Source organism: Acetobacter persici, from assembly GCF_018256955.1.
Lineage (GTDB): Bacteria > Pseudomonadota > Alphaproteobacteria > Acetobacterales > Acetobacteraceae > Acetobacter > Acetobacter persici.
On sequence record NZ_JAERKU010000016.1, the window covers coordinates 43,383 to 55,546 of the forward strand.

A 12,164-nucleotide genomic window follows, 5' to 3' on the forward strand; every position below is an offset into this window, starting at 1 on the left:
AAGCCCTGATCAGGCCAGAGATTCATAAACGTCCAGATACCAGTCGACGGGTTCCTGTGCGGCCTGATCATACCATTCGCGCATCAGCGGATGCTGGCGCACGGCCTGCATATAGGCGCGGGAACTATCAGACAGGCCCGGCACATCGTAGGACAGGAAGCGGGCGACGATGGGCGCATACATCGCGTCAGCATTGCCAAACTCTGCGCCAAACAGAAACGCGCCCTCCTGCCCGAAGCGCGTCCGGGCATCGGTCCACAGCGCATCAATCCGGGCAATATCTTTCAGCACGTCCTCATCAAACCCGGCTGCGGGTGGCCGCTTATCCCGCCCCAGATTCATGGGCAGCGCCGCCCGCACAGCCCGGAAGCCGGAATGCATTTCCGCAGAAATGGAGCGGGCTACCGCACGGGCACACCGGTCCGCAGGCCACAGGTCCGGGTCCTGCTCCGCGCAATATTCCGCAATGGAGAGCGAATCCCACACCACGGCCCCATGATGTTCCAGATACGGGACGCATCCGTTAGGAGAGAGCGTCTTGAGTGCCGTGGTCTTGCCGCCACCGGCCAGAGGAATGACATCAATATCAACACTCAGCCCGGCCAGCCGGACTGGCAGCCAGCCCCGCAGAGACCATGAAGAATAACGCTGCGTGCCTATTACCAGTCGTCCGTCTGCCATCGTCTCTCTCCTGTCAGGCTGCTGATATTGTGTCTGCCCCGACGTCTGTAAGCGGGTCAGACTGAGTTTCTGTCCGGCGAATAAAGCCGCCGCCCAGAATACGGCTGCCATCATAAAACACACAGGCCTGACCGGGGGCGGGCATAGCGGGTTCTTCCAGCAGAACGGTCGCACCCTCTGGCGTTGCCATGACACGGGCCGCGCGGGGCTCTTCCCGCGCGCGCATCTGCACCCGGCAGACCAGCCCCTCCGGCGGGGCATCAACAAGCCAGTTCACATCCCGCACAGAAAGTGTGCTGACAAAAGAGCCTGAACGCGGGCCGATCACCACACGTTTGCGGCCGGGCTCCACCCCCACCACCATCTGGCGCTCTCCGTCCAGACGGGCGGCGTTGCCCAGCCGTTTGCTCTGACCAACAGTAAAGCGCATCACGCCCTCATGCTGGCCCACCACGCGGCCGGTGCTGTCCACAATCTCACCGGGGCCAGCCATTTCGGGGTGCATTTTTTCAACAAGGTCCACGTAGGAGCCATCACTGACAAAGCAGAGATCCTGACTGTCCGGCTTACCGGCAACCACCAGCCCGAACTGCTCGGCTTCCGCGCGCACAGCGGCCTTGTCCGGCATATCGCCCAGCGGGAAGCGCAGAAAATCAAGCTGCTCCCGCGTGGTGGCAAACAGGAACCAGGACTGGTCCCGCGCCTCATCCACCGGGCGGTGCAGTTCCGGCCCGTCCGGGCCTTCCACACGGCGCACATAGTGGCCGGTCGCCATGGCATCCGCCCCGATTTCCTTCGCGAGGCCCAGAAGATCGGTAAATTTCACGCCCTGATTACAGGCCACACACGGAACCGGGGTCTCGCCTGCCGCATAGGCATCAGCAAACCGCTCGATCACGCTGTCCTTAAACCGGCGTTCCGCATCAATCACATAATGCGGGAAACCCAGACGGTCAGCCACAGCGCGGGCATCCCGGATATCCTGCCCGGCGCAGCAGGCCCCTTTTTTGGCAGCCCCGCGGGAATCATAAAGCTGGAGGGTCGCCCCGATCACCTCGTGCCCTTCTGCCTGAAGGCGGGCGGCAACCACGGAACTGTCCACCCCCCCGGACATGGCCACAAGAATGCGCATCGGCGCGTCCCCTTATTCTCTCGTGTTTAAAATCGCGTCAGGCCGTGCGCGGCAGGCGCACAACAAGACCATCCAGCGCGTCTGTCATAACAATCTGGCAGCCAAGGCGGGATGTTTTTTCCAGACCGAAGGCCAGATCCAGCATATCTTCTTCATCATCCGTGGCAGCCTCAAGCTTCGGCGCCCAGGACGGATCAACAACCACGTGGCAGGTTGCACAGGCCAGAGAGCCTTCACACGCGCCTTCAAGATCAATGCCATGCTTGTGGGCAATTTCAAGCACAGAAAGGCCGAGCGGTGCATCAACCGTGCGTTCGGTTCCGTCCTGTTCAACAAAGGTCATCTGGGGCATGCGTTTTCTATCCTGCCAGTACTGTCTGTAATCATAGCTGTCTGTGTCATAGCGGCCTGCACCAGCCTGTCTGCCGCGCGCTCCGCCTCGGCGGCTGAGGTAAAGCGTCCGGGGGAGAGACGCAAGCTTCTTCCGGCCTCATCCCGCCCCAGCCCCATGGCTTCCAGCACGTAGGACGGAGCAATTTCCGCCGAAGAGCAGGCCGAACCCAGAGACACCGCCACCCCCGGCATGGCCTCAATCACATCCAGCGCGCGCCGCCCTTCCGGCAACCGCAGACTGAACAGACCGGGCAGACGCGGGGAGGCTTCCGCATTCACCACCACATCCGGCAGGCTCTGCCGCACACGCGCCAGAAAGATGTCCCGCAGGTGCGCCAGATGCGCGGCGTCCTGCTCAGCCTCCGCCCGCGCAATCCGGCAGGCCTCCCCGAATCCGGCCAGCAGAAAGCCGGGCAATGTGCCGGACCGCAGCCCGCGCTCCTGCCCGCCCCCGGAAAATAAGGGCTGCACCCTGACCCGGGGCCTGCGCCGCACAAACAGAGCCCCGGCCCCTTTGGGGCCATAGAGCTTGTGGGAAGAAAGAGACCCTAACGCCAGCCCCAGACGCCGCACATCCACAGGAATTTTTCCGGCGGCCTGCGCCAGATCGGAATGGAGTAAAGCTCCGGCCTGCTCGACCAGCGGCGCAAGCGTTGCGAGGTCCTGCAACACGCCGGTCTCATTATTCGCCGCCATGATGGACACCAGCGCGGTGGGGACCTCCAGCGCCTTTTGCAAAACAGCCGGGTCCAGCAGCCCGCTGGCGTCTACCGGCAGAATAACAGGCTCAAACCCCTCCTGAGCCAGATCGCGCACGCTTTCCAGAACGCATTTATGTTCCGTCGCCACCGTAATCACCCGGCGGCGCGGGCTGCCGATGGCCGCCAGATGGCGGGCCGCCCCCTTGATGGCAAGGTTATTGGCCTCTGTTGCGCCGGACGTAAAAATAATCTCGCGCGGGTCTGCCCCAATCAGGGCCGCGACCTCCGCCCGCGCACGCTCCACCAGATCCGCCGCCTTCCGGCCGGACGCATGCGTGGTGCTGTGCGGATTCCCGTTATCCTGCTCAAGGGCGTTCAGCATCACAGCCCGTACACGCGGGTCACACGGGGTGGTTGCGGCATGATCGAAATACAGCGCGTCCATAACCTCCCTTTCTTCTCCTCTCTCCGGCTCTTGCGTAGCCCGCTCAGCCCGCAAAGGTGGGGGCAGCACTCTGCGCCATGCCCTCATACGCCCGGATAAACTGATGTATGTCCTCTTCCGTCACATTCCAGGGCAGGGACACCCGAATGGACTGCCCGGCCAGATCCCCCAGCCCCATGGCGTCCAGCACATGGGAAACCGCCACCTTGCCGGAAGAACAGGCTGACCCGGCGGACACACAGACACCCTCCAGATCAAGCCGCATCAGTTGCCCCTGCGCCTTGCGCCCCGGCAGGGAGAGGTTCGTGGTGTTGGCAAGCCTTGGGGCCGCACCCCCATTCACCACGGCACCCGCCGCACATGCCGCCTGCTCCAGCCTGTCCCGCAGGGCGGCAAGAGGCTGGGCCGGTTGCGCCAGAGAGGCCTGCAACGCAGCCACGAGACCAGCCAGTGCGGGCAAGGGGGGCGTGCCGCCACGGCGGCCCTGTTCCTGCCCGCCCCCTTCAAACAACGGCTCCAGTCGCGCCGGAGCCGGGCCACGCAGCAGCAATGCCCCGGCCCCTTTCGGGCCACCCATCTTGTGGCCTGAGAGAGCAAGGCTATCCATGCCCATCTCTTCCACACAGAGCGCCATCCGCCCTGCGGCCTGCACGGCGTCCACATGCAGATGCGCGCCATAGTTCTGGCAAAGGCGCACAATCTCGGCCATGGGGTGCAGAACCCCAGTCTCATTATTGGCCAGCATCAGGCACACAAAAGCCGGGGGGCCACCCTGTGCGAGTTCAGACTCCAGCACGTCCAGCCGGACCTGCCCGCTGGCCTCCACCGGCAGCCAGCTCAGCGGCGCGCCTGCGGGCACACCTTTCCGCACGGCATCATGCTCTGTCTGCCCGACCAGAAAGCGCCGCCCCTGCCCAAGCCCGTGCATGGCCAGAACATTGGCCTCCGTGCCGCCAGACGTAAAAATGCAGTTGAGCGGCGCAACGCCGAGTGCTCTGGCCACCTGATCCCGCGCCTCTTCCAGCACGGCGCGCGCCATGCGCCCGGCACTATGCACGGAGGACGGGTTGCCCGTCAGATCAGCCGCCGCAAGCATGGCCTCCCGTGCCTGTGGCCGCAGAGGTTCCGTGGCGTTCGCATCCAGATAAGCCCTGCGGGACGTCTCACCCCGGCTCTGCGCCCAGAGACTCATTGATCTGCTCCTTCTGCCCTTCAAATACCCGTGCGTTCCCCTGCAAGGGGCACAAAACAGCCATTAGAACGATTTATGTGGAAATTATGACCGCACACCCCTTATAGAGGGGCCATGGTCAATACCATACAGTGCAGCAAGGTGAGGTTTCGCAGTATGCCCCTGCCAGCAGCAAGGTCAATCTCGGATTTTGCGCCTCACCCCTTTTTCTGCCTCCTGCATGATACCATGTCCATAACAGACCGTTTCTGCCGCGCCTGTTCTGGCCTGCGGCGGGAGGTGGCCTGTTTTCTGACTGTTTTGCGGGCCGCCTGACCCGCCTGCACCGGCTTGTAGCGTGGCATCGCCCCCTGCCGGAGCCTTTGCTAAACCGGGATGCGTCATGCCCACGGACGCATTTCAAAACCATGCGGAACCCGAATGCCTGAGGTTATGTTTGCCGGCCCGGACGGGCGTCTTGAAGGGCGTTACCACCATTCCAACCAGCCCAATGCGCCTCTGGCGCTGGTGCTGCACCCGCACCCGCTGCACGGCGGCACAATGAACAACCGCATTACCTACGCCATGTACCGGTCCTTTGAGAAAATGGGCTTTTCGGTCATGCGCTATAATTCCCGTGGCGTCGGGCGGTCTCAGGGCCGGTACGACGGCGGAATTGGTGAAATTTCCGATGCCGCCGCCGCTCTGGACTGGATGCAGATGGTCAACCCGAACGCCAGCGGTCTGTGGATTGCAGGCTATTCCTTCGGGGCCTTTGTTGGCATGCAGTTGCTGATGCGCCGTCCGGAAATTACCGGCTGGATCAGCGTGGCCCCTCCGGCCACCTATTATGACTTTGGCTTTCTGGCCCCCTGCCCCTGTGGCGGCCTGATGATTGCAGGCGGCAAGGATGATATGGCTCCGGAACCCGCCATCCATAAGCTGGTGGACAAGCTGAACACCCAGAAGGGTGTGACGGTGGATTACCGCGTCTTCCCGGATGCCGACCATATCTTTGCCAAACAGGCCGATAAGGTTACGGCAGCGCTGGAAGACCACGTGACCACAGCCATGGCACACCGCAACATGCCACTGGCCGCTGACTAAATATCGTGTCGCACGGGGCGGATTTTCCGCAAATCTGCCCCGTGCCAGCCACGCGCCAGACCGCACCCAGCAGGCATTGTAGTCTGAGCGATTAAAGCGTTTTTAAAACCGCTTCCGGGTCCGGGTTATTTTCTGCGCGGATGCGCCAGTTCCCGCACCACGCCATGCAGCGTACGCAGTTCCTGCTCCGTCACTTCCCCCCGTGTGAAAAAATGCCGCAGGTTGCGCACCATGCCGGGGCGCTTCTGCTCATTATGCAGAAAACCGCACTCATCCAGCTCACGGATCAGATGCCCCATGAAGTTTTCGAGTTCACCCTTGGTCGCAACATGGGTCTCGTTGGTCATGAGTTCACGCGGTGCGGTCTGATCGTCCGCCAGCCACCATTCATACGCCATGATCATGACGGCCTGCGCCAGATTGAGCGACATGAAAGCCGGATTTAAGGGGTAGCGAATCAGCGCATCCGCGCGCGCCATATCCTCATTATCCAGCCCGGCGCGTTCCGGCCCAAAGAGCAGGCCGACCTTCAGCCCCCGGTTTGTCGCAGCCCGCAACTCCGCAGCCCCGCCACGCGCCGTCATGACTGTTTTGACAATGTGGCGGGGGCGGGGGCAGGTGGCAAATACATGGTGCAGATCAGCAATGGCATCATCCACGCTCTCATGCACGGTCGCGGCTTCCAGAATCCGGTCTGCGCCAGAGGCCGTGCGCCAGGCCCGCTCCTGCGGCCAGCCATCACGCGGGCTGACAAGACGGAGGTGGAACAGGCCGCCATTCGCCATGGCGCGGGCCGTGGTGCCAATATTTTCGGCAAGCTGCGGGCGGACCAGAATGACAACTGGCGTGTTGCCAACAGGCTCTAGCGGAGCCCCGCCGTCACGCCCGGTCATGCGCGCCTCCAGATCGTGCCGTCTTTTGTATCTTCAAGCACAATCCCCTGCCCCTGAAGCTGGTCACGCAGGGCATCCGCCCGCGCAAAATCACGCGCCTTTTTGGCCGCAGTCCGTTCCGCAATCAGGGCATCAATCTGCGCGTCTTCATCCGAATGGTCGCCCTTGAACCATTTTTCCGGGTCTTCCTGCAATAGCCCCAGAAGGCCCGCACCCGCCTTGAGCGCCCCGGCGGCCGTTCTGTCACCCGCCAGCGCCTGCCCGGCCAGAACATGCAGTTCAGCAATGGCCATAGGGGTGTTCAGATCTTCCGCCAGCGCCCTGAGCACAGACTCCGGAGCCGCGACATCAGGCACCGGGCCAGCGGCCAGCGCACGATAGAACCGGTCCAGCACCTTGCGGGCTTCCTGCAATCCGGCCTGCGTATAATTCAGGGTCGAGCGATAATGCGCCCCCAGCAGCAGCAGGCGCAGTGCCTCCGCCGGAGCCTGTTGCAGCACGTCCCGAATCGTCAGGAAGTTGCCGAGCGATTTCGACATCTTCTCGCCTTCAACGAGCAGCATGGCATTATGCACCCAGTAATTGGCAAACTTGCCCTGCGGGAAGCAGCACAGGCTCTGGGCGCGCTCATTTTCATGGTGCGGGAACAACAGGTCGGACCCGCCGCCGTGAATATCAAAACTTTCCCCAAGGTAGCGGTGTGACATGGCCGAACATTCAATATGCCAGCCCGGACGCCCCCGGCCCCACGGGCTCTCCCAGCCCGGCTGGTCCGCATCCGAGGGTTTCCAGAGCACAAAATCACCCGGATTTTTTTTGTAGCCCGCTACTTCCACACGAGCCCCGGCCACTAGTTCCTCCGGATCCCGGCCAGACAGCGCCCCGTAAGACGGAAAAGACGCAACGGAGAACAGCACATGGCCATCTGCCTCATAGGCGTGGCCGTTTTCAATCAGGCGAGCAATCAGGGCCTGCATCTCGCCAATATTATGAGTGGCGCGGGGTTCAATATCCGGCGGCAGCACATTCATGGCCGCCAGATCCTGATGGAACTCCTCCGTCGTGCGCTGGGTCAGGGAGGCAATATCCTCCCCGTTGGCGCGGGCGCGGGCGGTAATTTTGTCGTCCACATCCGTAATGTTGCGCACAAACGTCACGCGCGGATAGGCCTGCCGCAGGAACCGCACCAGCACATCTGCTGTCAGCATGGCGCGCAGGTTGCCGATATGGGCCAGATCATAGACCGTGGGTCCACAATAATAGACTTTTACGTGCTCCGGATCGAGCGGCGTAAACGGCACGGTCGCGCGGCGCTGACTGTCGTGCAGAGAGAGAGCTGGCAGGGGTGCGGAAGCAGAGTGCGGCATAAGCGACTAGATGCGCCAGCGTGTGGTTCGATGCAATATCCGCACAACCAAAAAACTGCGGTAAGATTGAAAACCGGACCTTGACGCGCCGCGCGTTTTACAGTTTTAATCCGGCCCTGCACGTCATGTGCTGTGCCCTTATAGCTCAGTGGTAGAGCAACCGCCTTGTAAGCGGTAGGTCTTCAGTTCAAATCTGAATGGGGGCACCATTTTTCCCCTCAAATGTAAAACTGTTTTGCAGGCTGGCAAAAGCCGGACAGAGGCTGGCGATAATCCTCGCCCGCAGTATGCAGGCCGCTCCTTCGTCTGATGCGCTCTGGAACAAACCGCCAGATCCGCCTAAAAATCCTTAAACAAAAACAGCCGAGCGGGACCGGAAGAGCATGTTCAATCCTGAAACCCTTAAATGGATTTCTTCCTGCCCTGACCGTGTCATTGATTTTCAGAAATGTGGTGACCACTATCAGGCCGACGGAGTCCGTATTGATCCTGACACCATAGAGGCCGCATTCCGCAAGGCCCACCCTTCCTTAGCCGCCTCTGTCACGTTTCTTTATGAAGGGTGGAAAGTCGCCCGCATCCGGCCATTCCGTCCGCTGGTTTATTACGCGGCGTTCGGTGAGGATGATATTTTCAGATGTTTATCCCTCTCACTCCGGTCCCTTCTTCACCCCGGACAGTATCGGGGTGAGATTGCCGTTATCACATCCTCTGATGATGCCCCAAAGGTAGAGGCTCTCCGTGACGATCTGCATCTGGGCGAGCGTCTGCACATCGTCTGCGTTTCCGAACATGCGGACATTGTCGATTTCTGCCTCGCGCGATTCCGGCTGAGTGATCCTGTGTTTTCACACCGCCAGCCCCTACTGTATCTTGACTGCGATGTTGTGATCGACGCCCCGATTGAGACTTTCCTGATGCAGATTGCGGGGTCAGACAAAATTCATGTCATGCCGGAAGGTCAGATTGGGGAGGGGCATGAGTCCTCCTCCGGTCACTGGTTCGGCTGGCGCATGATGGCCGAGGATGGCATGACGTTTGACCGGCGCGCGCCCGGTTTTTCCGCCGGAATTCTTGCCAGTGGTCAGGGTGCGGTTTTGCAGTTTTCTGCAAACCTCGCGCTGACAACAGCCAAAAGCTTTCAGAAAAAAAGCGGGGAACGACGACCGTTTCTGGGATATGACCAGTGTGTCGCAAACTATGTTTTTCTGAAAACCGATGTGCGCAGCTTTGAGCATATGCGCAACGCGGTTTTACTGTTCCGCCTGCGTGAAGGGGCACCGAATACCCCTCCGATGCGCGGGCGTGGCTTTGTGCATTTCCTCAACGCACCCACCGCCGGAAAATATGCCGCCATGGAACAGTATGTGAAAACGCTCTGACCCGGAGCGCGACGTTATTTCCCAGACCTCAACAGCTCAACAGCTCAACAGCTCAACAGCCAGAAACGCGCTTACGCTCCCGGCGTCCAGCCATCCTGTGTCAGTGCCACACCGGCCAGATAGAGGCTCCCGCAGATCAGCACACGGGCGGGCTGACCATTTGACCGGGCCTTGAGAGCATCCAGCGCCCGGACCAGCGTCGGGCCAACCTGAGCCTTGCCAGCGGAGGCTTCCACAATCGCTTCAACTGGCAGAGCCAGATGCTGCGTGGGTTCACTAATGGCCCACAGGGTTGTGGCGTAAGGCAGAACCGGGTTCAGAAAGCCCGAGGCATCCTTGGTCTGCTTCATGCCAACCAGCAGATGGAGGGGTTCGTCCCCCCATGTCTGCAATTCCTGCGCCAGCGCGTGGCCCGCACCGGGGTTGTGCCCGCCATCAAGCCACAGTTCCCAGCCTGCGGGCAGGCTTTGCGCCAGTGCCCCATGCAGCCGCTGCATCCGGGCGGGCCATGAAACCTTGCCCACACCCTGCCAGCCAGACTCCGGCACGCTCAGCCCGGACACACGCAGCGCCGCCACAGCCAGACCGGCGTTTTCCATCTGCCATGGGCCAGTAAGGGCCGGAGCAGGCAGCGTAAGCGAGCCCTGAGAATCGGTAAAAATCAGGCTGCCATCTTCGGCAGGCACGCCACTGGAGACCACGGGCGCAATCTGCCAGGCCTCCCCACGGCAGGCGAGCGGCGCACCCACCGCGCGGGCCTGCGCTTCCAGCACACGCCGCACGGCCTCTGGCTGCGCGCCGGTTACAGCCGGCACACCGGGTTTGAAAATCCCGGCTTTTTCCGCGGCAATGGCTTCCAGCGTGTTGCCCAGAAAGGCCTCATGATCCATGGAAACCGAGGTGACAATGCAGGCCGCCGGGTGCTTCAGCACATTGGTGGCGTCACACCGGCCACCCAGCCCGACCTCGATAATGGCCAGTTCCGCCGGATGGCGGGAAAACAGCAGGAAGCCCGCCGCCGTCAGCACCTCAAACACCGTGATGGGCGCTCCGGCATTGGCCTGCTCAATTTCCTCCAGTGTCGCGACCAGTTCGGCCTCGCTCACCAGCGTCCCGGCAAGGCGGAACCGCTCCGTAACATCCACCAGATGCGGCGAGGTCATGACATGCACACGCCAGCCCGCGGCCTCACCAATGGCGCGCAGCGTGGCGCAGGTGCTGCCCTTGCCGTTGGTGCCCGCCACATGGATCACGGGGGGGAGGTTGTCTTCAGGGTGCCCCAGCTTGCCCAGCAGGGTTTCCAGCCGCCCCAGTGAGAGATCAATCAGCGCCGGGTAAAGACGGTTCAGCCGTTCCAGCACTTCTCCGGTCCGGCCTGAAAACTCAGTCGTCGGCACGGAGCCGCCCGTAGAGGATGTCACGCGCGGAGTACTCAGGCCGCAGGAGCGGCAGGGGCTGCATCCGGCACAACGGCGGGGGCCGGTTCAGCCTTCCCGTCTTCCGGTGTGGCAGGCGCACGCATCAGCAGGCCGATCACGCGGGCCAGTGTCTCCCGCATCTCCTTGCGGGACACCACCATGTCCAGCATGCCGTGGTCCAGCAGATATTCGGACCGCTGGAAGCCTTCGGGCAGTTTTTCCCGCACGGTGTCTTCAATCACGCGTGGGCCTGCAAAGCCGATCAGCGCATTGGGTTCGGCAATCTGCACATCGCCCAGCATGGCGAAGGAGGCCGTCACGCCACCCGTGGTCGGGTTGGTGAGCACCACAATATACGGCAGACCTGCTTCCTTCAGCATCTGCACCCCGATGGTGGTGCGCGGCATCTGCATCAGGCTGATCGCCCCTTCCTGCATCCGCGCGCCGCCGGAGGCGGTGAAAATGACCAGCGGGGACTTTTGCAGCACAGCCAGACGGGCCGCCGCCACAAAACGCTCACCAAAGGCCGCACCCATGGTGCCCGCCATGAATTCAAACGCCATGACGCCCACAACGCTCGGGTGCCCGCCAATGGTGCCGTGCGCCACAATCAGGGATTCATCCAGATGGCTTTTGGCGCGGGCGTCTTTCAGGCGGTCGGTATATTTTTTCTGGTCCCGGAAGCCCAGCGGGTCGACCGGGGCTGGCGGCAGTTCAATCCGGATGCATTCCCCGTTATCAAACGTCCATGCCAGACGGTCGGGCACCAGTGCCTTCATGTGATGCCCGCAATGGGGGCACACATTCATGGCGCGATGCAGTTCCTTGGTCAGAATCATCTGGCTGCAGGACTCACAGTTGGTCCACAGATTATCCGGCACATCACGACGCAGAAGGCCGCGAATTTTGGGACGGACGTATTCGGTGATCCAGCTCATCTTGAACCCTGCAACTGCGATAAATCAAAAAATGGGAGCATAGCCCTGTTAGCAGCGTGCCTTACGCTGCTTGCGCCGTCCTGCCAAGCATTATGGCCCGGCAGGACGGCGCACGTCCTCTGCAAGACAGGCTTACAGAGCGCCTTCAACCCAGGCTTTAAGCTGGCTTTTGGGCAGCGCGCCCACCTTGGTGTCCAGCACCTGACCATCCTTTACGAGCATCAGGGTGGGGATGCTGCGCACACCGTACGTGTTGGGGGAGACGGGGTTATCGTCAATATTGATCTTGGCCACCGTCAGCTTCCCGGCAAAATCCTTGCCGAGTTCTTCCAGTGCCGGGCCAATCATTTTGCACGGGCCGCACCATTCCGCCCAGAAATCGACCAGCACCAGACCGGAGGCCTTGAGCACATCGGCGTCAAAGCTGGAATCTGTAACAGCAAGCGTATGTTCACTCATGGGATTGTCTCTTCCTTGTTCGTGGACGGGTGGCATGCGGGCACGCCTGACAGAGGCATAAACAGTCTGACCGCAAA

At 61.6% G+C, this 12,164-nt stretch carries 12 protein-coding genes and 1 tRNA gene; 3 read left to right on the top strand and 10 right to left on the bottom strand.

The genetic code is table 11. The features are described 5' to 3' along the window. Window positions 1-9: 9 nt before the first annotated feature. From JK199_RS13795 to JK199_RS13815, 5 genes are read right to left on the bottom strand one after another with little or no spacing between them, the layout of a single operon-like run. Window positions 10-681, bottom strand: coding sequence for a glutathione S-transferase (locus JK199_RS13795; protein WP_212377022.1), 672 nt, complete (start codon window positions 679-681; stop codon window positions 10-12). A gap of 13 nt (window positions 682-694) precedes the next feature. Further along, window positions 695-1,813, bottom strand: a complete 1,119-nt coding sequence (mnmA, locus tag JK199_RS13800; RefSeq protein ID WP_212377024.1) for a tRNA 2-thiouridine(34) synthase MnmA — start codon at window positions 1,811-1,813, stop codon at window positions 695-697. Window positions 1,814-1,850: 37 nt separating this feature from the next. Further along, entirely contained in the window at window positions 1,851-2,165 is a 315-nt protein-coding gene (locus JK199_RS13805) for a ferredoxin family 2Fe-2S iron-sulfur cluster binding protein (protein ID WP_179194632.1), read from the bottom strand. Further along, window positions 2,153-3,352 carry a cysteine desulfurase family protein gene (locus tag JK199_RS13810; RefSeq protein WP_212377028.1) on the bottom strand — a complete coding sequence of 400 codons (1,200 nt, stop codon included), beginning with the start codon at window positions 3,350-3,352 and terminating at the stop codon, window positions 2,153-2,155. The genes JK199_RS13805 and JK199_RS13810 overlap by 13 nt, the downstream gene beginning before the upstream one ends. Before the next feature lie 43 nt (window positions 3,353-3,395). Further along, the gene (locus tag JK199_RS13815; protein ID WP_212377031.1) at window positions 3,396-4,544 is read right to left on the bottom strand and encodes a cysteine desulfurase family protein; all 1,149 of its coding nucleotides are present in this window, start codon (window positions 4,542-4,544) and stop codon (window positions 3,396-3,398) included. Between the two features lie 420 nt (window positions 4,545-4,964). Between JK199_RS13815 and JK199_RS13820 the strand changes: the two genes are divergently transcribed. Next, window positions 4,965-5,630 carry an alpha/beta hydrolase gene (locus JK199_RS13820; RefSeq protein WP_025828379.1) on the top strand — a complete coding sequence of 222 codons (666 nt, stop codon included), beginning with the start codon at window positions 4,965-4,967 and terminating at the stop codon, window positions 5,628-5,630. A 125-nt stretch (window positions 5,631-5,755) separates the two neighbouring features. Here the strand turns inward: JK199_RS13820 and JK199_RS13825 are convergent, their stop codons facing one another. Beyond that, on the bottom strand, window positions 5,756-6,523 hold the full coding sequence (locus JK199_RS13825; protein WP_025828376.1) for an RNA methyltransferase: 768 nt from the start codon (window positions 6,521-6,523) through the stop codon (window positions 5,756-5,758). Continuing rightward, window positions 6,520-7,890, bottom strand: a complete 1,371-nt coding sequence (cysS, locus tag JK199_RS13830) for a cysteine--tRNA ligase (protein ID WP_212377034.1) — start codon at window positions 7,888-7,890, stop codon at window positions 6,520-6,522. The genes JK199_RS13825 and cysS overlap by 4 nt, the downstream gene beginning before the upstream one ends. Before the next feature lie 134 nt (window positions 7,891-8,024). On the opposite strand from cysS, the gene JK199_RS13835 reads away from it, so the two are divergent. Further along, window positions 8,025-8,099, top strand: a tRNA-Thr gene (locus tag JK199_RS13835). A 174-nt stretch (window positions 8,100-8,273) separates the two neighbouring features. Next, window positions 8,274-9,272: a hypothetical protein gene (locus JK199_RS13840; RefSeq protein WP_212377036.1), complete on the top strand. Its 999-nt coding sequence runs from the start codon at window positions 8,274-8,276 to the stop codon at window positions 9,270-9,272. A gap of 71 nt (window positions 9,273-9,343) precedes the next feature. Here the strand turns inward: JK199_RS13840 and JK199_RS13845 are convergent, their stop codons facing one another. From JK199_RS13845 to trxA, 3 genes are all read right to left on the bottom strand, one after another. Continuing rightward, entirely contained in the window at window positions 9,344-10,693 is a 1,350-nt protein-coding gene (locus JK199_RS13845) for a bifunctional folylpolyglutamate synthase/dihydrofolate synthase (RefSeq protein WP_212377039.1), read from the bottom strand. Window positions 10,694-10,704: 11 nt separating this feature from the next. Continuing rightward, window positions 10,705-11,628: an acetyl-CoA carboxylase, carboxyltransferase subunit beta gene (gene accD / locus JK199_RS13850; protein WP_244985178.1), complete on the bottom strand. Its 924-nt coding sequence runs from the start codon at window positions 11,626-11,628 to the stop codon at window positions 10,705-10,707. A 132-nt stretch (window positions 11,629-11,760) separates the two neighbouring features. Further along, complete coding sequence (gene trxA, locus JK199_RS13855; protein WP_025829565.1) at window positions 11,761-12,087, bottom strand: thioredoxin TrxA; 327 nt, start codon at window positions 12,085-12,087, stop codon at window positions 11,761-11,763. Window positions 12,088-12,164 lie beyond the last annotated feature (77 nt).

What these genes read in the sequence shown, in the direction of transcription:
- JK199_RS13795 (WP_212377022.1), bottom strand. Translation starts at nt 681, where the DNA reads ATGGCAGACGGACGACTGGTAATAGGCACGCAGCGTTATTCTTCATGG.
- mnmA (WP_212377024.1), bottom strand. Translation starts at nt 1,813, where the DNA reads ATGCGCATTCTTGTGGCCATGTCCGGGGGGGTGGACAGTTCCGTGGTT.
- JK199_RS13805 (WP_179194632.1), bottom strand. Translation starts at nt 2,165, where the DNA reads ATGCCCCAGATGACCTTTGTTGAACAGGACGGAACCGAACGCACGGTT.
- JK199_RS13810 (WP_212377028.1), bottom strand. Translation starts at nt 3,352, where the DNA reads ATGGACGCGCTGTATTTCGATCATGCCGCAACCACCCCGTGTGACCCG.
- JK199_RS13815 (WP_212377031.1), bottom strand. Translation starts at nt 4,544, where the DNA reads ATGAGTCTCTGGGCGCAGAGCCGGGGTGAGACGTCCCGCAGGGCTTAT.
- JK199_RS13820 (WP_025828379.1), top strand. Translation starts at nt 4,965, where the DNA reads ATGCCTGAGGTTATGTTTGCCGGCCCGGACGGGCGTCTTGAAGGGCGT.
- JK199_RS13825 (WP_025828376.1), bottom strand. Translation starts at nt 6,523, where the DNA reads ATGACCGGGCGTGACGGCGGGGCTCCGCTAGAGCCTGTTGGCAACACG.
- cysS (WP_212377034.1), bottom strand. Translation starts at nt 7,890, where the DNA reads ATGCCGCACTCTGCTTCCGCACCCCTGCCAGCTCTCTCTCTGCACGAC.
- JK199_RS13840 (WP_212377036.1), top strand. Translation starts at nt 8,274, where the DNA reads ATGTTCAATCCTGAAACCCTTAAATGGATTTCTTCCTGCCCTGACCGT.
- accD (WP_244985178.1), bottom strand. Translation starts at nt 11,628, where the DNA reads ATGAGCTGGATCACCGAATACGTCCGTCCCAAAATTCGCGGCCTTCTG.
- trxA (WP_025829565.1), bottom strand. Translation starts at nt 12,087, where the DNA reads ATGAGTGAACATACGCTTGCTGTTACAGATTCCAGCTTTGACGCCGAT.